The organism is Pseudomonas spelaei, from assembly GCF_009724245.1.
Taxonomy (GTDB): Bacteria; Pseudomonadota; Gammaproteobacteria; order Pseudomonadales; family Pseudomonadaceae; genus Aquipseudomonas; species Aquipseudomonas spelaei.
Genome location: NZ_WNNK01000022.1, coordinates 84,396 through 106,838, shown reverse-complemented (window position 1 = coordinate 106,838; position 22,443 = coordinate 84,396). Strand labels below are relative to the sequence as shown.

General features: G+C 54.3%; 24 protein-coding genes and 1 pseudogene. 20 read left to right on the top strand and 5 right to left on the bottom strand.

The window, feature by feature from the left end; genetic code table 11:
- Nucleotides 1-11 precede the first annotated feature (11 nt).
- From GNF76_RS23040 to GNF76_RS22985, 12 genes are all read left to right on the top strand, one after another.
- A complete protein-coding gene (locus tag GNF76_RS23040; protein ID WP_155585377.1) occupies nt 12-2,150 on the top strand; it encodes a phage tail tip lysozyme in 2,139 nt (712 codons plus the stop codon).
- Nucleotides 2,147-3,577 carry a DNA circularization protein gene (locus tag GNF76_RS23035; protein ID WP_155585376.1) on the top strand — a complete coding sequence of 477 codons (1,431 nt, stop codon included), beginning with the start codon at nt 2,147-2,149 and terminating at the stop codon, nt 3,575-3,577. Before GNF76_RS23040 ends, GNF76_RS23035 begins: the two co-directional genes overlap by 4 nt.
- A 36-nt stretch (nt 3,578-3,613) precedes the next feature.
- Nucleotides 3,614-4,708 (top strand): phage baseplate assembly protein, encoded by a 1,095-nt coding sequence (locus GNF76_RS23030; RefSeq protein WP_155585375.1) that lies wholly within the window; start codon nt 3,614-3,616, stop codon nt 4,706-4,708.
- Nucleotides 4,708-5,304, top strand: coding sequence for a phage baseplate assembly protein V (locus GNF76_RS23025; RefSeq protein WP_155585374.1), 597 nt, complete (start codon nt 4,708-4,710; stop codon nt 5,302-5,304). The genes GNF76_RS23030 and GNF76_RS23025 overlap by 1 nt, the downstream gene beginning before the upstream one ends.
- Nucleotides 5,301-5,744, top strand: a complete 444-nt coding sequence (locus tag GNF76_RS23020) for a phage GP46 family protein (RefSeq protein WP_155585373.1) — start codon at nt 5,301-5,303, stop codon at nt 5,742-5,744. Before GNF76_RS23025 ends, GNF76_RS23020 begins: the two co-directional genes overlap by 4 nt.
- Nucleotides 5,745-5,797: 53 nt before the next feature.
- Nucleotides 5,798-6,925, top strand: a complete 1,128-nt coding sequence (locus GNF76_RS23015) for a baseplate J/gp47 family protein (RefSeq protein ID WP_155585372.1) — start codon at nt 5,798-5,800, stop codon at nt 6,923-6,925.
- A gap of 5 nt (nt 6,926-6,930) precedes the next feature.
- Entirely contained in the window at nt 6,931-7,527 is a 597-nt protein-coding gene (locus GNF76_RS23010) for a YmfQ family protein (RefSeq protein WP_155585371.1), read from the top strand.
- A gap of 8 nt (nt 7,528-7,535) precedes the next feature.
- Complete coding sequence (locus tag GNF76_RS23005; protein ID WP_155585370.1) at nt 7,536-8,960, top strand: hypothetical protein; 1,425 nt, start codon at nt 7,536-7,538, stop codon at nt 8,958-8,960.
- Nucleotides 8,960-9,406 (top strand): tail fiber assembly protein, encoded by a 447-nt coding sequence (locus GNF76_RS23000; RefSeq protein WP_178123508.1) that lies wholly within the window; start codon nt 8,960-8,962, stop codon nt 9,404-9,406. The genes GNF76_RS23005 and GNF76_RS23000 overlap by 1 nt, the downstream gene beginning before the upstream one ends.
- 249 nt (nt 9,407-9,655) lie before the next feature.
- Complete coding sequence (locus GNF76_RS22995; RefSeq protein WP_155585368.1) at nt 9,656-10,822, top strand: hypothetical protein; 1,167 nt, start codon at nt 9,656-9,658, stop codon at nt 10,820-10,822.
- 118 nt (nt 10,823-10,940) lie between these two features.
- Entirely contained in the window at nt 10,941-11,366 is a 426-nt protein-coding gene (locus GNF76_RS22990; protein ID WP_155585408.1) for a structural protein, read from the top strand.
- The gene (locus GNF76_RS22985) at nt 11,363-11,881 is read left to right on the top strand and encodes a lysis system i-spanin subunit Rz (protein WP_155585367.1); all 519 of its coding nucleotides are present in this window, start codon (nt 11,363-11,365) and stop codon (nt 11,879-11,881) included. The genes GNF76_RS22990 and GNF76_RS22985 overlap by 4 nt, the downstream gene beginning before the upstream one ends.
- On the opposite strand, the gene GNF76_RS22980 is transcribed toward GNF76_RS22985, so the two are convergent.
- Nucleotides 11,868-12,554 carry an SOS response-associated peptidase gene (locus GNF76_RS22980; protein WP_155585366.1) on the bottom strand — a complete coding sequence of 229 codons (687 nt, stop codon included), beginning with the start codon at nt 12,552-12,554 and terminating at the stop codon, nt 11,868-11,870. The genes GNF76_RS22985 and GNF76_RS22980 overlap by 14 nt on opposite strands.
- A gap of 101 nt (nt 12,555-12,655) precedes the next feature.
- Here GNF76_RS22980 and GNF76_RS22975 point away from each other — a divergent pair, with 101 nt between their 5' ends.
- From GNF76_RS22975 to GNF76_RS22960, 4 genes are all read left to right on the top strand, one after another.
- Nucleotides 12,656-13,081, top strand: a complete 426-nt coding sequence (locus GNF76_RS22975; RefSeq protein WP_155585365.1) for a LexA family protein — start codon at nt 12,656-12,658, stop codon at nt 13,079-13,081.
- Entirely contained in the window at nt 13,074-14,351 is a 1,278-nt protein-coding gene (gene umuC / locus GNF76_RS22970; RefSeq protein WP_155585364.1) for a translesion error-prone DNA polymerase V subunit UmuC, read from the top strand. The genes GNF76_RS22975 and umuC overlap by 8 nt, the downstream gene beginning before the upstream one ends.
- A 460-nt stretch (nt 14,352-14,811) precedes the next feature.
- Complete coding sequence (locus tag GNF76_RS29835) at nt 14,812-15,852, top strand: polymorphic toxin type 44 domain-containing protein (RefSeq protein ID WP_343037837.1); 1,041 nt, start codon at nt 14,812-14,814, stop codon at nt 15,850-15,852.
- A gap of 213 nt (nt 15,853-16,065) precedes the next feature.
- A complete protein-coding gene (locus GNF76_RS22960) occupies nt 16,066-16,470 on the top strand; it encodes a hypothetical protein (RefSeq protein WP_155585363.1) in 405 nt (134 codons plus the stop codon).
- A 220-nt stretch (nt 16,471-16,690) separates the two neighbouring features.
- On the opposite strand, the gene GNF76_RS22955 is transcribed toward GNF76_RS22960, so the two are convergent.
- The gene (locus GNF76_RS22955; RefSeq protein WP_155585362.1) at nt 16,691-16,900 is read right to left on the bottom strand and encodes a hypothetical protein; all 210 of its coding nucleotides are present in this window, start codon (nt 16,898-16,900) and stop codon (nt 16,691-16,693) included.
- A gap of 457 nt (nt 16,901-17,357) precedes the next feature.
- Nucleotides 17,358-18,191, bottom strand: coding sequence for an enoyl-CoA hydratase/isomerase family protein (locus tag GNF76_RS22950; protein ID WP_155585361.1), 834 nt, complete (start codon nt 18,189-18,191; stop codon nt 17,358-17,360).
- A 104-nt stretch (nt 18,192-18,295) separates the two neighbouring features.
- Between GNF76_RS22950 and GNF76_RS22945 the strand changes: the two genes are divergently transcribed.
- Entirely contained in the window at nt 18,296-18,670 is a 375-nt protein-coding gene (locus tag GNF76_RS22945; protein ID WP_155585360.1) for a winged helix-turn-helix transcriptional regulator, read from the top strand.
- 173 nt (nt 18,671-18,843) lie between these two features.
- Nucleotides 18,844-19,260 (top strand): Ivy family c-type lysozyme inhibitor, encoded by a 417-nt coding sequence (locus GNF76_RS22940; protein ID WP_155585359.1) that lies wholly within the window; start codon nt 18,844-18,846, stop codon nt 19,258-19,260.
- 45 nt (nt 19,261-19,305) lie between these two features.
- Here the strand turns inward: GNF76_RS22940 and GNF76_RS30000 are convergent.
- A pseudogene (locus tag GNF76_RS30000) lies at nt 19,306-19,452 on the bottom strand (siphovirus Gp157 family protein); the annotation flags it as partial.
- 668 nt (nt 19,453-20,120) lie between these two features.
- Between GNF76_RS30000 and GNF76_RS22935 the strand changes: the two are divergent.
- Both GNF76_RS22935 and GNF76_RS22930 read left to right on the top strand, forming a co-directional pair.
- Entirely contained in the window at nt 20,121-20,624 is a 504-nt protein-coding gene (locus tag GNF76_RS22935; protein WP_155585358.1) for a hypothetical protein, read from the top strand.
- Between the two features lie 145 nt (nt 20,625-20,769).
- Complete coding sequence (locus GNF76_RS22930; protein WP_155585357.1) at nt 20,770-21,426, top strand: hypothetical protein; 657 nt, start codon at nt 20,770-20,772, stop codon at nt 21,424-21,426.
- Between the two features lie 211 nt (nt 21,427-21,637).
- Here GNF76_RS22930 and GNF76_RS22925 read toward each other — a convergent pair whose 3' ends face one another.
- Nucleotides 21,638-22,321, bottom strand: coding sequence for a peptidoglycan DD-metalloendopeptidase family protein (locus tag GNF76_RS22925; RefSeq protein ID WP_178123506.1), 684 nt, complete (start codon nt 22,319-22,321; stop codon nt 21,638-21,640).
- Nucleotides 22,322-22,443: the final 122 nt, after the last annotated feature.

Genomic DNA, 22,443 nt, shown 5'->3' with positions numbered 1-22,443 from the left:
GGGTAACTCAGATGGGTAATACCTTCACGATCACGATTGACGCGGTTGATAAGGCCTCGGCGACCGTTCGCAAGGTCAACGATTCTGTCAGCCGTCTGACCCGGCCCTTTGAAGAGGTCGGTAAGTCCTTCAAAAGCCTCGGCCGTGAGCTCGGCTTTGAGCGTATCGGCAAGAACCTCACCAATATTGGCAGGGAAGCCGGCGGTGCCGCTCGCAGCATCGGCAACATCGTTGCTCCAATGGCGGCGATCACTGGCATTGGTTCGGTGGCCGGCGTAGCGGCGTTGGCTGTTAACTGGGCCAAGCTGGGAAGGTCGATTGACAGCAGCGCGCACGGGATCGGTATTTCTGCGGATCAGCTGCAGACCTTCCAGGGCGCCGCCAAGATGGTTGGCATTGATACCGAATTGGCTACGGGCAGCCTCAACAGCCTGGCCACCACCATGCAGGACGCACAGTGGGGGCGTAACCAAGGCGCGCTGCTGATGCTGAACAAGCTCGGCATCGGCCTGAAGAAAGCCAAGGACGGCTCCTGGGATGTGGTGGGCGAATACAAGGCGATTGCCAACGCGATTGCCAGCCAGAAAAGCCCGCAAGTCCAAGCCCTGATAGCGAACAACCTGGGGCTGGGCGGCATGCTGCCATTCCTGCGTGAGGGCGCTGCTGGCATTGAGCGCTACGAAGCCACGGTGAAACGCCTGGGCTACGTCATGAGTGACGATGCGGTAAAGCGCGGCAAGGAATTCTCGCAGAGCCTGGCAGGCTTGAACCTTGTGGTCGACGGGACCAAAAACTCTATCGGCGACAAGTTGATTCCTGTCATGAAGCCGCTGGTTGACCAGTTCACCAATTGGCTGGCGGTGAATCGCGATTTGATTGCCAGCGACATTGGCGAGTGGGCCAAAGGTTTTGCCATCTGGATCAACAAGGTCGAGTGGAAGAAGATCGGCGACGGGATCGTCAACTTCGGCAAAGGAGTTGGCAAGGTCGTTGAGTGGTTGGGCGGCTGGCAGAATACGGCCTTACTGGTGATCGGTGTGATGAACGCCGGCCTTATTGGCAGTGTCCTGTCCCTCGGCGTGACACTTCTTCGTGGTGGCGCCGGGGTCTTGGCATTCACCAAGCTTCTGCTGGGCTGGGAAGCCGCTGCGGTTGCGGCGGGCGCTGCAACTGGCGCCGCTGGCGCTGCGGGAGCCGGTATGGGGGCTGCTGGTGCGGGCGCCGCTGGTGCCGCTGGGGCTGGCACGGGCGCCTTGCTTGGTGCTTCCGCAGCAGGTCTTGGGGCGTTGTTCTACTCCTCGACACTGAACGATGGCGAGGACAAGGAGGTTGCGCGTATTCGCCGCGCTCAGGGGCTTCCTGAAGTATCGCCTTCAGAGGTTTTAAGCAGCGCCTGGAAGGCGAAGGGCGGGATCAATGAAGACTCCACCAAGCGCTCGATGCAGTTCTTTCAGGACAAGGGCTGGACCAAGGAGCAGGCGGCCGGAATCAGCGCGAACCTCGGCCTTGAAAGTAACTTTGACCCGGCTGCGGTCGGCGACAGCGGACGCGCCTATGGCATTGCTCAGTGGCACGACTTCCGCCAGAAAGAGTTCGCAAAGTGGGCTGGCAAACCCATCAAAAACTCAACCTTGGATGAGCAGCTTGGTTTTGTTCATTACGAGCTGACCAAGGGTGGAGAGACTTCTGCCGGGGATGCGTTGCGGGCCACTAAAACAGCGGCCGCTGCGGGCGACATCGTTTCCAGAAAGTACGAGCGACCTGCCGACGCAAATGGTGATGCTGCCAAGCGCGCCGCTGTGGCTGACATTCTGGCGAGCTCGGCGGTAAATATCTCGAGGGCGCCGGCGGTACCGGGAGCACTCCCATCCTCGACACCGGCTCCTGCGCCCGCAGCGATGTCGGCACCGACGCTGATGCCAGCACCTGCAACAACGCAGACACCAGCGCCAATGCCGGCACCTACGCCGGTGAGAGCACCAGAGGGGCCTTACACCCAAGGCGCGGCCCAGGCCTCGACAAACGGGAGTGTGAAGGTGGAAATCGAGCACAAGAACGCGCCCGAAGGAATGAAAACAAAGGTCAAGTCTGACGGTAACGTCCAGGCTTCGAGTCGTGTCGCCTATACGGGCATGGGGGCTGTCGCATGAGTTTGCTGTCAGACATCATTCAGATCGCCCAGGAATCCAACAAGACCTGGCCGGAGATGCTCAATCAGGCATCGTTTCGTGGTGTTCCGTTCGCAGTTTACGGCGGCGATGCACGTTTTGGTCGCCGCCTGGCGCTCCACGAATACCCGGGGCGTGACAAACCCTACATCGAGGACATGGGGCGCTCGACCCGCCGAATCCGCATGAGCGGGTTTCTGGTCACCGACAGCCTGGTGTATGGCGGTGGTAGCGTTCTGGCTCAGCGTGACGCCCTGATCGGGGCTGTTGAGGCAGCAGGGCCGGGGGCATTGATGCACCCAACTCTGGGCGCGCTGAAGGTCAGCGTTCCCTCTGAAGGTCTGAGCGTGATCGAGCGCTGGGACATGGGGCGGTACTTTGAAATCAGTATCGTCTTCATCGAGTCGGGTGATCGGGTCTTTCCCTCAATCACCACCTCGACCGGTTCACTGCTGGACAAACTCGCCTCTGCCCTGGGGCTTTCGTCGGCGCTGGACTTTGTACGCAAGGTGATTGGTGGCGTCACGGCGGTGATCAATGCCGTGGAGGGCGTCATCAAGTTCGGCAGGGCTATTGTCGGCATGGTGGTGGGCGTGATCGCCGACTTCCAGGTGCTTGTGGGCCGTATCACCCGCGACGTGCGGAGTATCACCAGCTTGGCCAGCCTGATGACCGGTAACTTTGGGCGCTATGCCAACGGCAACGTCAGCAGCGCGCTCACGGTCAACAAAAAAGCCAAGGACAGTACGGCGACCATGGCCGACTTGATCGCCAAGAACACGACCAACCGTGCGGCAGTGGACACGGCGATGGATGTGCTTTTGGTCGCGGCTGCGAATCTGGACGCAAACAGCGGCCAGCAGTTCACGGACGCTGTGCAAGGTGTGATGGATGCGCTGGTGGCCAGCATTGCAGACCCTGGCAATGCCATTGAGCTGCTTGGATCGCTGGCCCGATTTACGCCGCCACCGGTTTCCGGTAGCAGCATCATTGGTGTCGCGCGGGAGGTTGCTCAGGATGCCACCAGTGCGCTGCTCCGGCGTTCGGCCCTGGCCTCAATTGGCAAGGTTGTCGCGACTTACGTGCCGACCTCCTACGACGAAGCCATGACCACCATGGCGACGGTGACCGGTTTTATTGACGGGGAGCTGCTGGTGGCGGGCGACAGTGGAGACGACGAAAGCTATGGCGCCTTGGTTGCACTGCGCCAGGCCGTGGTGAGTGCTCTGACCACCACCGGCGCCACGCTTCCAACGTTGGAGACGTTCACCTTTCGCGCTCCCATGTCAGCCCTGGCCATGGCCAACCGACTGTATCGGGATACCGGGCGCACGGATGAGCTGATTCAGCAGGCCAACCCAATTCACCCGGCGTTTATGCCGACGACCGTTAAAGCCCTGGCCCGCTAGGGCGTTTCCCCCCGTTCGTATTCATTGAGGCCTTCCATGCAAGATGACGACCTGACCATCACGTCGGGCGGCTTTGATATCGCCGGCTGGACGGATGTTCGCGTGACATGGGGTATAGAGCGCCTGCCCAGCGACTTCAGTATTGGCATGACCGAACTTTACCCGGGGGAATTTGACCGACTGGAACTCCCACCAGGTGCTGCGTGCCAGGTGCGACTTGGGCAAGACCCGGTGGTGACCGGTTATGTGGACCACTACATCCCGAGCATGAGTGCGGGTGATCACTCGGTACACGTCAGCGGACGCTCCAAGTGTTCCGATCTGATCGACTGCGCGGCGGAATGGCCAGGCGGCCAACTGAGTAATCAGACCGTACTCGGGATCGCCCAGCGCCTTGCGGCAGTTTACGGGCCAGCCGTCAACGGCGTGGCCGAAGGCATACCGGTTGCAACGGATGTGAGTGATTTGCCGGTACTACCCCAGGCAAACCTGATGTTGGGTGAATCCGCCTTTGACATCATCGACCGGATGGCGCGCTTCTCAGCCGTGCTGGCCTACGACCTGCCTGATGGGAGTCTTTTCCTCAGCCGGGCGGGGACGCGCCGTGCTGCCAGTGGCTTTGTCGGTGGCGCCAACGTTGAGAGGGCTTACATCGACTTTTCAACCGACCAGATCTACTCGGACTACAACGCCTATATCCAGTCGGTCGACACGTTTACCGACCTTGGACAGGGTGGGAACCAGATCCACACGGTGAGGGACCTCAACTGCAAGCGGCATAGGGCGCTGGTGATCATCTCCGAGGGTGGCGGCCTGGGTAATGATGTAGCCATCAAGCGCGCCGAGTGGGAAGCGGCCAGGCGATTTGGGCGCTCCCGGGTAGTCCGTTTGACCGTTGATAGCTGGCGAGACTCGGCCGGCGCCTTGTGGGAGCCAAATACCCTGGTGCCGGTTCACCTGCCGAAATTGAAGTTCTCGGCCGAGAGCATGCTGATCAGCGAGGTGACATTCCTGAAGAACAGCTTTTCCGGAACAACCGCAGAAATCACGCTCATGGCGCCTGAAGCGTTCCTGCCGCAACCCATCAACCTCACGCCGCTGTATGGCGAGCTTTTGCAAGGTGGTTTCTGATGACCTCAGCCACGAATCAATCCAGTGACTCCGGCGGCGTTCTACAGCGCATGATGCGGCGGATTCAACTCGCTACCGGCTGGGGCCGGGTGACGTTCAGCGACGACAGCAAGACCGCACAACTGCTGCAGGTGAAACTCAACGATTCCGAGACGCGAGACGGCACGCCTCGTATTGCTGAATTTGGCTTCACCTCTCTGCCGCCATCGGGTTCTGATGTCCTGGTGGTGTTCCTGGCTGGTGACAGGTCGAAGGGTGTGGTGGTTGCCACTGCGCACCAGGCCAGCCGTCCCACCAACCTGAAGGAGGGTGAATCCATGATTTATGACCTCTGGGGTAAGTCGATCTACCTGACCCAATCCGGCGGGATCATCGTCGACGCGAAGGGCACGCCCGTCACCGTCAACAATGCCACCACCGTCACGATCAATGCCGCCGAGGCGGTGCAGATGAACACCCCTGTTCTGCGCGTCTCTGGTGATATCGAAGCCGGCGGCAACGTCCAGGACAAGGTCCGCACCATGGCCGCCGACCGGCTGCTGTTCAACCAGCACACCAACGGGAGCGGCACCACCACGCCGAGCCCTCAACAATGAGCGATATCACCACTACCTGGATCGTAGAAACCGGCACGGGCGACTGGTCCATCACCGGTGGCGCTTTGGCGAGCGGCAATGACCTGGCCAGCGCCGTATTGATCAGCCTATTCACCGATCGAATTGCAGATGACGCGGACATCCCTCCGGACGGCGGTGATGACCGGCGCGGTTGGTGGGGCGATGCGGATGAGGACGTAGCCATTGGCTCCCGTCTATGGCTTCTGGACCGCTCCCGGCTGACACAGGCAGTTGCCAACACCGCCAAGATCTACATGGATGAGGCGTTGCAGTGGCTCATCGATGACCAGGTGGCGCTCAGTGTGAAGGTCGCGACTGCCATTGCTGGAGGGAGCCGGCTTAACGCCATTGTCACGGTGACCCACCGTGACGGGACGGTCACACCGCTCAATTTCAACTGGGTTTGGAACCAGACCTGATAGCACGTCATAGCCCGCCTTGAGCGGGTTTTCTTTTTCTGGAGAAAGACCCCATGCCGTTTACGAGACCTACGCTCTCGGACCTGCGCGCGCACGTCGCAGCGGACATCACCTCTGGTTTGCCCACCGCCGACGGGCTCCTGCGCTTTTCCAACCTGCAAATCACAGGTAAAGCCGTCGCCGGCCTGGCCCACCTGAACTATGGATACCTTGACTGGATCGCCAAGCAGGGCGTGCCCTATACCGCTTCGGGGGAGTACCTGGAGGCCTGGGCAGCCCTGAAGAAGGTTTATCGGAAAACTGCAACCGCAGCCGCGGGCAGTGTGACGTTCCGGGGAGCCCCGGGGCGGATAGTCGATGCCGGAACCCAGGTGGGGCGGAGCGACTCGGCGACCTTCACCACTCAAGCGTTGGCCAAGGTCGCGGCTGACGGCACGCTGGTCGTGCAGGTAAAGGCGGACCTGGCAGGAGAGGCCGGAAATACCCCGATGGGGAGCCTCATGACACTTGGCGTCTCGATTGATGGCGTCCAGTCCACTGGGGCCGTGACAGCCGCAATTACCGGTGGTGCTGATCAGGAGCAGGACGAATCGCTATTTGGGCGGATGCTGGAGGCCTATCAGAGCGTGCCCAATGGCGGATCGAACTCCGACTATCCAATGTGGGCGAAGCTGGTGCCGGGCGTTACTCGGGCCTGGGTAGCTCCGAATGGATTCGGCACGGGAACCGTGGTGGTCTACGCAATGCTCGATGACGCGAACTCGGCCCAGGGTGGCTTCCCCCAAGGTACGAACGGCATATCACCGAGCGATAACCGTGTCACCTCGGGAAACCTCGCCGCCGGCGATCAACTGATCATTGCAAACACCATCTATCCCCTGCAGCCGGTGACGGCAATGGTCTACGTTTGTGCGCCTATCGCATCCCCTGTTCCTTTCACGATCACCGGCCTGACAGGAGCAACCCTTGCCACGCGCGACGCGGTGGCTGCTGCCATTGCGGATGTTCTGCTTGATCAAGGCGCCCCTCTGTCGAACGGTACGTTTGTAGGCGTCTCTGACATCGATTCCGCAGTCTCCGCGATTGCAGCAACGAAAGGGTTCGTCATCACGTCACCGGTGGCGAACATCCCGAACCTACTTGGACGCATGCCCACCTTGGGCAGCATTACCTGGGCCTGACAACAATGTCGAAACCTTCATTTACGAGCGGAGACTTCACGTCTGCGCTGCTTGGCCTATTGCCGCGCGGGAGGGTTTGGCCGAAGGAGCTAAGCAGCATTCAGGCGCAGGCTATGTCCTGTTATGCACCCACCTTCCAAAGGCTCAGCGACTCGGCACTCAACCTGCTCGAGGACATGTTTCCGGCAACGACGGTGAACTTCTTGGATGAGTGGGAGGCAACGTTGGGGTTGCCAGATCCGTGTTCAGGGCCATCACCCACGTTCCAGGGGCGCCGCAAGCAAGTTGTCGCGCGCCTAACGAATTCAGGTGGCCAATCCATCCAGTTTTTTACGGCGTACGCCCTGGGCCTGGGTTACACGATCACAGTTACACAGTTTGCCCCTTTCCGCTGCGGGCAGAGCACCTGCGGGCAACAGCTTGGTGGCGTTGACTGGTTTTTTACCTGGGCGATCAACACCAAGGTCAACACGATCAACTACTTCAGGGTTGGCCAGGCGGCAATGGGTGAACCGCTCTCGTCGTGGGGAAACGCGGTGCTTGAGTGCGAGCTCACCGAAGTGAAGCCGTCACACACCATTCTTCAATTCCATTATTCGTGAGGCTCTAGATGTATCAGATTGATAACTCGACTGCTGCGACCACAATTCCGCCATCAGCACCCGCTGGCACTCCTGGCTTCTTTACCGACGGCAATCCCGCAACCGGCGTGGCAGCGACGATCCTTCCGGCGGAATTCATGAATACGATCATGATGGAGACATTGAATGTTCTGTCAGCGGCCGGCATCACTCCGGTTAAGGGGCAGTACAATCAGTTGGCTCTTGCCATATCGAAGATCGTTTCCTCCGGAGTCAGCTGGGACAAAATCGCCAACAAACCAACTACCGTTGACGGTTTCGGTATCACCGATGCGATGAAGACGGGGGCGGGTGGGCTCCTTTCAAAACCAGCCGTGGTGAATGGCAACATCAACGCAATCTCTGACACGCGTTTCTTTTCGATGGCCGATGCCACTGGGGATCGCCCAGCAGCGGTGGCGTATGGTGCCGGTGTCCACATATCTTTTCCGAGTGGTGGTGCGACAGATATTGGCATCGATTTCGCCGGCAGTGTCTCCGGAAACAGCTGGTTCGGTGGCCGTCGCTACTCGGCTGATGGCACGGGCGTTTGGGTTCAATTTTGGACTTCTAACGACTTTGATCCAGCAAACAAGGCTGAAAAAGCGACCACCTTGAGCGGTTATGGAATTGTCAACGCTTACACCAAATCTGAAACTGATGCCGCCTTGGCAAATAAAGCAAACAAGGCCACCACTCTCAACGGTTATGGCATTACTGATGCTTACACAAAGGCCCAGTCCGACGCCTCGATCAGTGGTGCCATATCCAATAAAGCCGATAAAGCCACAACTCTGGGTGGATATGGCATTGCAGACGCATATACGAAAACTCAGGCCGACACAGCTATCGGAAATGCTGTATCCAATAAAGCGGATAAAGCTACAACCTTGTCCGGCTATGGCATTACTAATGCCTACACGACCACTCAGGTAGATGGTTTATTGTCTGGGAAGGCGGACAAATCGGGGGCTGCGTTTACGGGGGCGATTTCTATCTCGGTCGCTCAGGATACTGGCTCACCAGGGCTCCGGCTTACAAACTCTGCTTATCCGGGAGCGCAGGTAGCGTTAAAGCTTGAAACTACCTCAACGGCTTTATACCTCCTTCACAACGGCGGATCGAGCGGTGGGCTGCTTCGCAATGCTTCAGGTGGCGTTGCTGACCTAGACCTTGGCACGGTCACCTCAAATGGCTCTGCCTGCCATACCGCCGCCACCTTCATGAAGCCAGTCGCGGGCCAGTGGGTTTCGCTTGCGAATGGTGCGACTTTACCCGCAGGCGGGACATGGGCTTATAGCCTGACAAACTACAACAGTTCGGGCGCGCTAATCAGCTCCTCTACTGGGCTGACTCCGGGCGGAACCCAGCTTGGCGGCACTTATTCGACTGGTTTTGCATGGAGATTTCAGTGATGGCTACGAAGGCAATAGAAGAAACTTCAGGCGTAGCAGCTACCGAGCCACCTCAGGTAATTATCGAGAGCATTCAAAAGAGAAAGGATGGGACCTATGTGGTAATCAACAACGGCTACCCATATCACGCGACTCTTAATGAAACGCCGGATGTGTATCAGCAGGTCCTTGATATGATCAAGGACGGCGCCGAGGTTGCGGACTACGCTGAGCCTGTAATGGTAAAGCCGAGCCCGGCCGAGGCTGCTACGGATGAGTACAACCGATTGCGTGGTGTTGCTGATTTCACAATTGCACCACTACAGGATGCTGTTGAGCTTGATGAGGCTACGGAAAAAGAGATAACGGATCTTAAGGCATGGAAACAGTATCGGGTGTTGTTGAGTCGAGTGTCTTTGCAGCCGGGCTACCCCAACACCATCAAATGGCCCTCCGCGCCGGAGTAATTCAAGCCTGAACAACTTTGCGCCTGGAGCGGTTTTTTGGTAAGCGCGTCGAATTAGAGGAGGATCTAAAATTTATTCAAGATAATGCTGTCAAATTGACAGTATTATGTATAGAATGCCGTGGCAAAAAATAGACCTCTCTTGATTGTTTATTGTTGCTTGGTGTAAGAGGAGCTTTCTCCTTTTACTTTATTGTTTTATCTGCCGCAATCTTGCCGTCAAAATTCTTGACGGGCGAAGGGACTCGTAATGTCTGTAGTGCAAGTCGTTAAGTTCGTGCAGCACCAAAAAAATGGCTTTGCTGCAAACTTGTGTGCTCTCTTGTTTTTATTGTCGCCCGTTCTTTCGAATATGGCAATTTTTGAAAAATTGTCTTTCGGTGACTTTACAATTATCGCCACTTTGATTGTTTGTGTTCTCTCAACAAGGAAATTCGATTTTAATTGCTTTTTAGGCGGGGTGAGCCTTGTTGTCATTTCGCTGGTTGCTGTGTTTCAGTATTTAAATTATTATCCTGAAGGGGTGATGGTGGTTGTTAGAATGAGCTTTTATATGATTTCTTTTTTCATCATATTAAGTTCATTTAAGAGTATGAAATATTCCTTTGCGGTGAAGAATATATATTTGTTCATGGTGTTGATTTCTTCGGTTCTCCTAATATTTCAAGTTTTTGTATATAATGTTTTTGATGCTGTATTTGTGTATATCGACACTCCTATTGATATACAGCCTAACTCTGTTCTAGGTCTTGATATCGCCACCCAAGGATTCAGAAGCGGTGGACTGTTTAAAGAACCTAGCTATTTTGCTATATTTGTGGCTCCCGCTATGATTTACGCGGCTTCAGTTAGGCGGTCATTTTTATGGCTTGTCATATGCTGTGCAACTATGTTGTCAACGTCCGCGCTTGGATTCGTATTTATTATGCTTTCGTTGACAAGATTTTTTAATGTGCGGTATCTGTTATTCTTTAGTCCTATCGTTATCTTCTGTGTCGGGCTTGTTGTATCTGGAATTGTTCCAATTCTTCCTGATCGAGTGATTCAAACCATGAATGGCGAAGGGAGTCTTTCTATTCGAGTGATTGAGCCATTTTTAAGAGTGTTTGTTGATGGTGATATGTTTTTACCCAACTACTCTGTGTTGCAGGATCTTGCTGATCCCGATATAGCTGCAGGGATATGGTTTAATTCTATCTCCTACGCCGTTGTGGTATTTGGTGTTTTGGCTTTTATCCCTATCTATTTTATTTTTGCGGTAAGTGGGTTAAACCAGTTTGCATTCATATGTGTTATGTTGATTGCTGTTAATGGTTTGACTAATCCATTCTTCCTGGTTTCCGTGGTGGTTTTGAAGGTCCTTGATGATATTATTAAGTTCTCTCCTGATCGGAGGCGGAAAATTGTTTTTTTCTAGTTGATGGGTTGTGCTTTGATGTTGCCCTAAGGAAAGCCTACTTGCGACTTACGCAATTTTGAGAATTTTCAAATAACAGCCCGCCATGAGCGGGCTTTTTTTCGCCTGGAGAAAAAGTATGCCTATCACCGAGACCCGTGGGGTACGCAACCGCAACCCAGGAAATATCGACTACAACTCGGCCAACCAGTGGCAGGGCCAGCTTAAGCCAGACCCGGCTATCGAGAAGCGCTTCGCCCGGTTCGATACGCCGGAGAACGGAATCCGTGCCCTGGGCAAGCTGCTGCTCACCTACCAGCGCAAGCATGGGCTTAAGACGGTGAAGGCTATCATCAGCCGGTGGGCGCCGGCGGTGGAGAACGACACGGCGGCCTATGTACGTGCCGTAGAGGCGAGCACCGGCACCGCGCCGGGCGCAGAGATCGACCTGACCCAGGCGCCGCTCATGCGTGGTTTCGTCAAGGCGATCATCCATCACGAGAACGCAGGGTATGCCTATCCGGACGCGGTGCTGGCCGAAGGCGTCCGCAGGGCGTTGGCATGACGCCGGTGCAGAGGCTGCTCGGTCTGGCGGTGTTGATCCTGTCGCTGATGGTTTTTGCCGCCGGAGTGACCTGGCAGGTGCAGGCCTGGCGATACACCGGGCAGCTTGAGCGTTTGGCGGCGGCCCGGGCCAATGATCTGAACGACCTGACCCAGGGCGTGTTACGTCAGCAGCAGGCCGAGCAGGCCAAGCGCGCGGCCCTGGAGCAACAGCTGGCAAGCCAAGACCAACAACACACCAAGGAGCTTTCCGATGCCCAACGTGACCAAGCCCGCCTACGTGACCGCCTTGCTACTTCTGACCTGCGGCTGTCAGTCCTTATCGACGCAACGGATTCAGCCAGTGGCCGCAACGTGCCTACCGCTCCCGGCGCCGTCGGCGTGGTTCATGGAGCCCAGAGAGCCCGACTTGACCCAGCGCATGCTCAACGAATTATCGGAATCACCGACGACGGCGACGAAGGATTGATCGCGCTACGAGCTTGCCAGGCTTATGTCAGGGCTATTGCGCGCTGATTGGCTGGATGAGTTCGGGTCCCTTGTTCCTCACATTGCCCACGGACACATTTACCTTGAACCATTCGAAGGCCTCGGCCGGTTCTCCTTGATGCAACACCATCTGCTCGGCGCGCTCCTTGGGCGTGGCCGGATCCAACCATTCCCGGGCCAGGTCCGGCGCCAGAACCACGGGGCGCCTGTCGTGAATATCCACCATGCCGCCGGCGCTGTCGGCGGTGATGATCACGAAGCCGTCATGCTCGCCCGGGCCTTCATCACTGTCGGGTAGTTGGCCAATGGATGCGCACAGCACCGGGGAGCCATCTCGCCGGCGGATCAAATATGGCTGCTTCTTCGGCCCACCCTCATCAACCCATTCAAACCAGTTGTCCACGGGAGTGATCGCCCTGTGTGGCCAGATCGCCCGAAAGAATTGGCCGTGGGCCACCTTCTCCACGCGGGCGTTGATCGGCGCCGCCCTGTCCTTGGCCCAGTGTGGCCGCCATCCCCACCGAACCAGATCAGCGTGCAGCGTCTCACCTTGGAGGTGGAGTAGGGCGACTTGGGTTGTCGGTGCCACGTTGTACCGTTCAAGCGGTGCGTCACCCACGGAGTTCACCAGGGTGTCGCCCATGCCCAGCGTGGCAACGTACTCTCGAATATCGCTGTACTGCGAAATCCTCCCGCACATAGGCACCTCTCCGTCTGTCGAAATCCCCTACAGAAAAATTGACCGCAAGCCGACTGCAAAGTTAACTGTACATTCGTACAGTGTCTGCAAAAGGCAGCATCATGAGCTTTACCATTTTAGGCCCTATATCCGAAGGCGGCACGAAGCTGCCTTTCTGCTCGTTTCGGGTGCCAGCGGGTTTTCCATCGCCGGCGTCCGATCACATCGAGCTGCACATCTCATTGGATGAGGTCCTAAATATTCGTGCCCCTCACATGTACATGATCCGGTTCACGGGCGACAGCATGCAGGGTGTAGGCATTTTTGAAGGTGATCTTGGAATAGTTGACCGCTCAATTGAGCCTGGCCACGGGCACTTGGTGGTCGCCGCGTTGAACAATGAACCCATTTGCAAGCGGTTCTGTAGGCGCGGGAAAGAGCTCATCCTATTGTCGGAAAACCCGAAGTACCCGGCGCGGTATGTCTTGGAAGGCGACGAGCTTTCTATCTGGGGGGTGATCACCAGCACCGTGCGCAGCCATGTCTAAGCCGGAGCCAGTCTTCGCCCTGATCGATTGCAACAGCTTCTATGCGAGCTGCGAGCGAGTCTTCCGCCCGGACCTGGCCAGGGTGCCTATCGTGGTTCTCAGCAATAACGACGGCTGCGTCATTGCCCGGAGCTACGACTCCAAGCCCTTTATCAAAATGGGCGAGCCGTATTTCCAGATCAAGCACAAGCTGAAGCAGCACGGCATCGTGGCCTTTTCCTCGAACTATGCCCTGTACGGGGACATGAGCGAGCGGGTTATGACACTGATTGAAAGCCTGGTACCGGCGGTTGAGGTGTACAGCATTGATGAGGCGTTCGCCGATCTGTCCGGTATCGATGGCCTGGACGACCTGGGCCGGCGGATCCGTGCCCAGGTGCTGCGTTGCACCGGAATCCCCGTGGGGGTGGGGATCGCCACTACAAAGACCCTGGCCAAGCTGGCCAACCACACAGCGAAGCGACTGCAGGCCCAGACCGGCGGTGTGGTGAACATCACTGACCCTGCCAAACGAGACTGGGTGCTGCGCAACACGGACGTGGCCGAGGTGTGGGGTGTAGGCCGAAAAATGAAACTCCACCTTGACGCCCTGGGCATCAAGTCCGCCATGGACCTGGCCAAGGCTGACCCGTGGATGCTGCGCAAGAAGTTCAGCGTGGTGATCGAGAAGACTGCGCGGGAGTTGGCCGGAACGTCCTGCCTGGAGCTGGATGAGCCCGACCCACCAAAGCAGGAGATTTGCTGTAGCCGGATGTTCGGCCAGCGCCTGACGGAGTTGCCGCCGATCAAAGAGGCGGTGGCCACCTACATGATGAGGGCTTCGGAAAAGCTCCGAGCCCAGGGCTCGCTGTGCAAGAAGGTCCGTGTCTGCATCCGCACAGGCATGTTCAATCCGGAAGAGGCAAAGTACGCAAACGGGGTGGTGGTCGATCTGCCATATCCAACCGATGACGTGCGCTTGCTGACCAGGGCGGCCGTTGATGCGGTCGGCCACATATACCGGCCAGGCTTCAGATACAGCAAAGCCGAAGTGATGCTGCTCAATCTGTGCCAGCCCGGCGAGTACACCGACGATCTATTCGCGGTATCGCAGCCGGCAGAAGCCACCAGGGTGATGACGGTGCTGGACCAGATCAATGGGCGGTGGGGAAGGGGAACGCTGCGCTCGGCCAGTGTGCCGACGAATCCTGATTGGGGGATGCGCCGGGAAATGATGAGCCAGAGCTACACGACTCGTCTGGATCAGCTGTGGCAGGTTCATTGCGGCTGATCTTAGGTTGAATTGCAGTTTCTTCTTGGTGTTGGGTCTACCACAACGATGCTAAAGGGATGGCCAAAGAGCGTTTTCGATGCAGCCCATAAGCATCTGGCAGTTGCGATGAGCTCATGAGCTGTGAGGAGGTCGTCCCTTGGAGCAGCTTGCGGCTATGCAAGTTTCTTTACTCATCCAATCAAATGCAAATAAAAATCAATACCATTTGTCGGAATGTATGCATTTTGCATAATTCAGATTGGATGCAATGCTGTATTTATGTACAGTCATCGGGTGACGTGGTTTCGCCTCCTAAAGCACCACTGCCACAGGAGGATTGTCATGACACGAAAGTCAGGAGTCCCAAGTATGGGTCTTCTTTTAGCGTGAACAATCAGCATAGATAAATCGAGCGTTTCACAGTTAGTGGCTCAGAATTTTGCATGTTGGTAAACTTAATCATAAAGGAATATGAATTATGCCAGTAGAACTTGGAAAAACAACTGTTACAGGGCAGCAAAGTGGTCCGTCGCTGTTGTCAGTACCAAATGGTACAGTAATTGGCCAACCTTCAATGGATGAGTATGACGTACTTGGTCAGCTTATTATTGTGGAAGATAATGTAGAGAGTTGGATTGCTGATAGTAAGCAGAAAGTAGATCAGCAGCATAAGAGTAATGTCGCCGCCATCGACTCTGAGATCGATGCGGAAGTTAAGGCGGCGGGCGGTCTAAATGTACGAATGGATATCTCCACTCCTAACCAGACAGTCATCAAAGAAAAAAATATCCTGGTAAAACTTTATCTGACGAAACAATCAAATGCCGATGGCAAATCAAAAGATTCGACATACGTTTTGAATGGTCGTACTGATAAGGCTGAAAGTAATCCGAGTGCTCGAAACTTTATACAAACCGGTATGAAGAGCGTTTATGTGCATCAAGAAAGCCTCCTTGGCTGGGCCCGTGGCTATGAAGCCTCGAACCTCGCTCTGGTCTACTCGGAAATGGCTCGACGTTTGAATGAAAAGGCACAGGCTTTGGACGGTGTATTGGCCGCTCAACAAGCCCGAGCGAATATTGAAGCGCAGCGATTAAGTGATGCTGAGGCGCGAGCAGGGCGTCAGGAAGTGCCAATGATCCCGCCTGGGGTTTCTTTGGATAACAACATGATTGAAGCCAAGGCCCTGAGAGAGTCGTCAAAGCTTGTGGTAGGTGGTGAGGAGGCGATTGTTTATGGGGTGTTTTACACAAAAGTCAGGAACGGTGGTGAATGGGATTACAAGCAGCGCGGCCCTCAATATGAAGAGGTTGGCAATTTTAATTATGGCGCCACTGGCCGAGCTGCGGGCATTCCCGAACAGGTACTGCTGAGAGCCGCAGGTGCGGCGCAGGGGATTGCGGGTACTTCGATGGAGGATTTCGGCAAGTGGTGGGCAGGATCACCTTATGGTGATGACAAGGTGGACCAAGTATGGATTAAGGCGGGAATTGAATTCGCCAAGGCAAAAGGATTTTGAGATCATCTACGGCGATAGAAATAATCTGAAACGCAAAAAATGGTAAATTTTTCTGCATTTTGAGCGTTTAAAATACAAACAAGCCATGCAAAATGTGGCTTGTTTGTCAGTTTGTGCTAGCGCCATAGGTTGTGACTTGTTGATAGGCTTTGTCGCAAGTTGGAGTTTGGTTTCTAGCTCTCCTTAATTTGATTTGTTGTCAAGGAATAGTAAATGTCTAAGTCATGGATTCAGACGGCATGTAACGGTTTGTTAGTCGCTTGCCTGTTGTATGTAGGAGTTGATTGGCTTGTCGAGCCATCTAAGCCTGCTTTGGATAAAATTGTATTTACATATCCTCTCGGCAACGGTAACTCCATTTACGGAGCACGCGACAACAGAGGCGGTGCGACGGCTGGGTTCTCTTATCGTTATTATATATCTAGTGACATAGTTTCTGATGAGGAGAATTTAAAGGTTTTAGGTTCAAAGCATGCGTTCTTAGTAACCAAGCAGCCAGACGTATCGGTAGAGAAGAACAATGGTGAGCTTAAAATTTCCACTAGAGGTAGAGTTTATGAATTCAGCAGTTATAGTCTGGAGAGCGCGGGAGCCGTAAATATAAACATGATATTGTGACGAGCACTTTATACGAGGACGCTTGCACGCCGATAATTATTTGCGGTGTTACAACCCGCAGATGCATCCATAGTAGTTAGTGTATTGCTCCAGAATAATGGATTGTGGGGAGCACTGCGGTCGGCCAGCCGACCAATCCTAATTGGAGAGTGTGCCGGGAGATGCTGGCCAGAGTCCACCACAGGGCTCGATCAACTTTAGTCGTAGCGGCATCTAGCGATCAGTCAGGAGTCATGAGGACGGCCAGGGTCAGCTTGATGAACTCTTCGTTACGGTCGAGGGTGTCCAGGGCGCCGCGCACGTTCTCGGCGACTTCGGCACCGCCTTGCTGCTCAACCCAGCTCGAGAGTTCCATGATGGAAGCTTCAAGGGCGAGCTGGTTTTCGTTCATTTTGGAAAGCAGGGAAGGGAGTAGATCTAAGTTCTGCATCGGTGTTCCTCCGTGGAGTGAACAGCGTAGCAGTTGGGTTGTTTACTGGTGAGTGGTGTTCGGTCGGCAGGACGCCGGGGAGGGGGCACGAGACGCTAAAAGAATACCAAAACTGGAAGCTACCCCTTTGGCAGGCGGGGGCTGTAGAGGTACGAAATTGCGAATGTTATGGTACTAAATATGTAATGTAGGCCTTGCCCTGCGGGCCTTTGGAGGTCGGATTGCAAATCCGCCTACGCCGGTTCGATTCCGACCTCGGCCTCCACTCTTAAAAACCCCGTAGCTCAGTGAGTTACGGGTTTTTTTATTGCCTGTGATCGACGTCTTCCTCTTGGCGCAGATCCGCTCTATAGCCTGCTCGATACCCGGCCCGACCTTCCAGGTGGTCCTACGTAACAGCACCTATGATGATCTGTAATATTTGATTTTTTGAAACCCAGTCGAACTACGTGGTGGATCATATTTTCAGCCCTCGGAGAAGGCTCTCCAGATTTCGTTCTCCTTCTTTAGTCTGCGCGCCAGCCTTGAGTCCTCCCCGAATGAGTTTTTCAGCTGCCGGGCGCTCGAAGAGCCCCGCCCAGGCATCGTGCTCGCGGCGAAAACCTTCCCGCAGGTCTGTTCTAGGCATTGCTTTTTTGGCGGCGGCGATGACTCCTTCGGGCAGTGCGGCGATGTTGCGCGCCAGCCGATCAACGAAACCGTCAAGCTGCTCTTCAGGCAGCGCCCTGTTGATCCATCCGTAACGTTCTGCTGTATTCGCGTCGATGAGATCGGCGCCAAGTATCACTTCAAGAGCCCGGCCGCGCGTCATCCGGCCAGGAAGGTATTGAGTCGCTCCGCCGCCCGGAGTGATGCCCATCAACGCTTCGCATTGGGCAAGGCCGGCTCGGCCTTGTGCGGCAAATATCATGTCGGCCGCCGAGATGAATTCTGCACCTCCCCCGCGCGCCAATCCGGCGAGCTTGATGATTGTGACCTGCGGCTGACCTCGCAGCAGTTCGCCGAATGCCTGGAACGGGTTGAGAGCTTCTGGAGCTTCATGAACAAAATCGTCAAATGCGTGTGGCTCGTCGATCAATGTCATATCGACATGCGCAATGAAAAACTCTGGATCCGCACTCTGGAAAACCAGCACGCGGGTGTTTTTGTCATCACGAGCGGAAAGGAGAAAGCGGCGTATCTCGCTCATCAAAGATACGTCGAGGACGTTCACCGGCGGATTATTAATCGTGATCGTTGCGACGCCATCCGTGCTGGAAATGTGAAGCCTGCCGAAGTCTGTGTCTGTCATCTCAGTTTTTCCTAGGTTAGGTGCGTTAGTGACCTGATAGTATTTATTGGATACCTGGAGTCAATTACGCACCTGAAGCATCCCAGGGGTGCTGGAGGATACCAATGGAAGACACTGACCCGATCTACCGCGCCGATTGTCCGAGCCGCGTGATACTCGACCAGATAGCAGATAAGTGGTCGATGATGGTTCTGGCGGTATTGTGCGAGCCCTGTCGCTTCAATGCCATCAAGCGTCGTCTCGATGGCATCACCCAGCGCGTGCTGACCCAGACGCTACGTAAGCTGGAGCGTAATGGAATGTTGACGCGTAGAGTTCTGGATGGACGAGTGCTCGGTGTCGAGTATGCCCTGACACCACTCGGTAGATCGTTGCAGGGGCCTTTCTCGGTTCTGTTCGACTGGACGGTCGAGAATATGGACGTCATTCAAAACTGCCGACGTAGCTATGACGCAGGTGAAAAACAGGGCGAATTATAAAGGCTTTACCTGCACTTTTTCTGTGCGCCTGTCGTGGCGTATTCCAATACCGGATTTCTTTGCCGGGCGAATGTCGAAACTTAAGCAGCGGTGTTTTGTCCGAGGAGTCATACCTGCGTTAAATGCCGCCGGCGAAGAAACGGCTGAGAAGTCACCGACATGGAGTAATTCGAATGAAAAAATTGAGCCTTTCGATTCTTACGGGCGCCTCCCTGATGCTAATGGTTGGAGGCGCTTGTGCTGAGCAGTATCTGCCGGAGATTGCGAGTAAAGCACCATACAAAAAAGCCTATGCTGAGATGCTCGGTTTCCCAAGCTGGGTTAGCAAAGCACAGGGCACTGCGTCACCAGTTGAGGACGTTAAAGCCGACGGAAAAACCTTCACTGTGGGCCACATGTGTAAGCCTCACGATTGTGCAAATAACCAACTGATCGTGGTTTTCAACGCGGATGGGACAAAGTCTTGGGGACTTCTCGCAACTCGCTCAGGCGATGGCGAGGCCTTCAATAAACAGCTGCTTGGCAATCCCGACAGTGTTGTTCAGGGCCTACTGAGCAAGTCCTTTTCTGATAACAACCCAGAAGACTAGTCTGCACTCCATGGTGGCGTAACGGCGGGGGACGATCGGACCGCACCTGATCCGAATCGAACTGTCGCCGCGCTCCAGGTGCGCCCGGGCCGGTGCTTCAAGCAGTTCTTATTCGGCGTCCTCCCCAGCAAGCATTCGTTTGCGCACCACATCGTTATGATTGCGGATTTCCTTGAGCCTGCTGGCGATAGCCTGGTTCAGGTTTTCGTCATCGGTGTCGGCCAAGGCTGCCGGTTCGGCCATGGGCACCTCTGTATTTGCCGGAGTCCCCTACAGAGAAAAGGATGCACATAACTGTGGTTTATCGGGTGGCAAATCGTGGCGGAGCAAGGTCACAGGGCAATGCACCAATTTGTAAAGGCATTGAGTGGCTTATTGTGAAGCACACCAGCAGAATTGTGGAGTGATCATGTCAGCGTAGAGTTTTAGCTGATTTTGGATTGGTGTTCGATCGGCAGGACGCCGGGGGAGGGGTAAAAACAGTTCCGAAACAAAAGACAGAGCCCGTATTCTACGCGGCCTCCAGAGGATGCTTTTTGCTTCGGTTTCGGAACTGAATATCGCTACAGGCCTTGGCCCGCTTGAGTTTCAGGCCCGGATTGCAAATCTGCCTACGCCGGTTCGATTCCGACTTTGGCCTCCACTCTTAAAACCCCCGTAGATTAATGTCTACGGGGTTTTTTATTGGGTGCGGGAAAGTGCAGGGGTTTTGTAATTTACAATGCTCTGTGCGAGTACTAGCGCTGACCATCGTCATGCGCTGCGAAAGTTGATAACATCCTGTGAAAATTCGAAGACAGGATACGGCGTCGCATGTTAAGTTTTAAAAAGCACTAATTGAAAATTAGAGATTTGATAGTATGCTTACACTGCTGAAAGGGGACGGTCAAGGCTTGAAGGTTGGGCCCCGCTGGCCATCTTCTAAAGTATTAGTTGAACAGGAAGTTTTCCTTAAATTAATTGAAGTTCAGTCAGAGTTGCCCTCGTCAATTCGGCTGTTACTTGTTCGTGGGTATGAAAATAAAAACAGCCATCTCGGTTTTTTTAGAAGCCTGTCCAGGTGGCTGGGGATCAAGCTGTTTTGCGCATGTTATCCAGAGCGCAAAGAGGAAGTAAGTGAAATATTTGGCTCCAATGGACATGATGTGGATGGCACGCATGTCGATATTTCCATTATTTTGAATGGACGGCGACTACGGTTTCTGCCGTTAGGTGTATTTACATCGCTGAACCGTCAACACCTAAGAGCAGCGGAACACCTGCGTGTTATTGAAAAAGTCAAGACTACGTTAGAGCGGTGCGGCTTTGAAATTCACCAAAATCAAACAGAAAGTATGCAGATTCATTGTGATTACAAAGGGTAAGATGGTGCTTTAGTTTGCAGGTTGGTGCCCATGAGGAGGTTTTTGTACACATCGTGGCTTTTGACCTTGGCGACCCCCTGTGCTTAATTGGTCATTGCCTTTCTAATAAATCCAATTTTAGTAACTATTGATGAGGTAAGTAGGCATGAAAAAAATTGCCATCGTCATTCTTCTGTCTGTCATTGCTCCGGTTTGCTTTTCGAAAAATAATGATGAGGGCGTTAGGGAAAGTACCATCCAAAATTCCAAGCCCGTTTCTGGACGTTTGGATTTGGCAAATCTTACATTTAAAGAAAGTATTCAATCTATCTATGAGTTGGCTGGTGTTGAAGCGACTCCATCAGAAGAGAAAACATTGTTTGGCTATGAAAGAACGGAAAGCTCTTCGCCGGGCTTGTTGAATTATAGTGGCTTGGTTCTTTCTGGCGAATTTGAAAATATGAAAAACAAGATAGTTTTTCATTTTTCTGAGAGTGGAGAGAAGTTGTCAATGTATGAGTTGCGCGTTTATTCGCAACCACAGAATAGCAATTTTGTTGAAGTGATCCAGAAGAAGATTGGCCCGCCGCTTGTTACAAAACTCAGCACTGACAATGAGAGTGGTGTTAGCTTCAAACAAGCTGTGTGGGCAAAAGGAGATGTTATCTACTTTCTTTTGCAAGAGTTGGATAAAGCTGGTGTCAAAACCTCGAACTTAGCAGTGTTTGAAAATAAGGATAAGGATTTTTATAAGTTGCTTGGGCAAAAGGGTTATGCCATTGATCCCTCATCACTTATTGACGAGGCATTAAAGCGGCGTTGAGGGATGCTTTCAGGTTTTTTACCTTTAAATCGTTCATTTTCAATAAATATAAAATTGAGAAGCTCACGGCATCGCTAGTGTCTGTATGTACACCCAGAAATTTGGCGTACTGGATCTAAGAGAATATTCAGATACCCCCCTCGACATCCGCCCTATGCATCAGCCGAATATCTGCTAATCGCCAAAGCTCCATTGGGGGATTGAGTCATCCTCAACCCGGTGGAAGCAGCCGCTGCGGGTCGACTGGAATGCCATTGGCGCGGATTTCGAAATACAGCTGAGCACGGTCGGTGTCCTGGGATCCAGCTTCAGCGATCTTCTGCCCTTTGATCACCATCTGGTTTTCCTTGACCACCAACCGACTATTGTAGGTATAGGTACTGGTGTAAGAAGGGCTGTGCTGAAGGATTAGTACATTACCGTAGCCACGCATGTATCCGGCGAACATCACTTTGCCACCCAGAGAGGCATGGATCGGTTGCCCTTGAGCGGCAGCAATGCGGATGCCCTGGCTAAGCTTGCTGGTGGGTGAGAAGCGCCCGATCAATACGCCGCGGATCGGCCAGCTCCAACCCTGCAGGGTTTCTTTTGGGAGAGGGCGCTGAGATGAAACTGTTTTGCTCTTGCTGGTTGAGCCGATGAGACGGGGTGCTGCCCGAGTACTTCCAATACGTAGGCGTTGACCGACCTCCAGCGTATAGGGAGGGCTAAGCTGGTTAGCCCGAGCCAAGTCCTTCCAGCTCAGACCATTGCGTGCAGCGATCGAGCGCACAGTATCGCCTCGTTTGACCCGGTATTCGCCGGGCGCGTCCCCGTTCGTCGAGGAGCCAGGAGCGTTAGAACTGCAAGCTGAAAGCGTCAGCAGCCATGCGATGAAGAGGAGTCTTAAGAACACGCAACACCCTTTATGTCTTGATAGATGCACCCAGCCGAATACGCCGGCAAAGTAGGCATTATTTTGATACGGCTAAGTATCACATTGGATGCCACGCAAAGCTCTCAATTTTATTGAGGTTG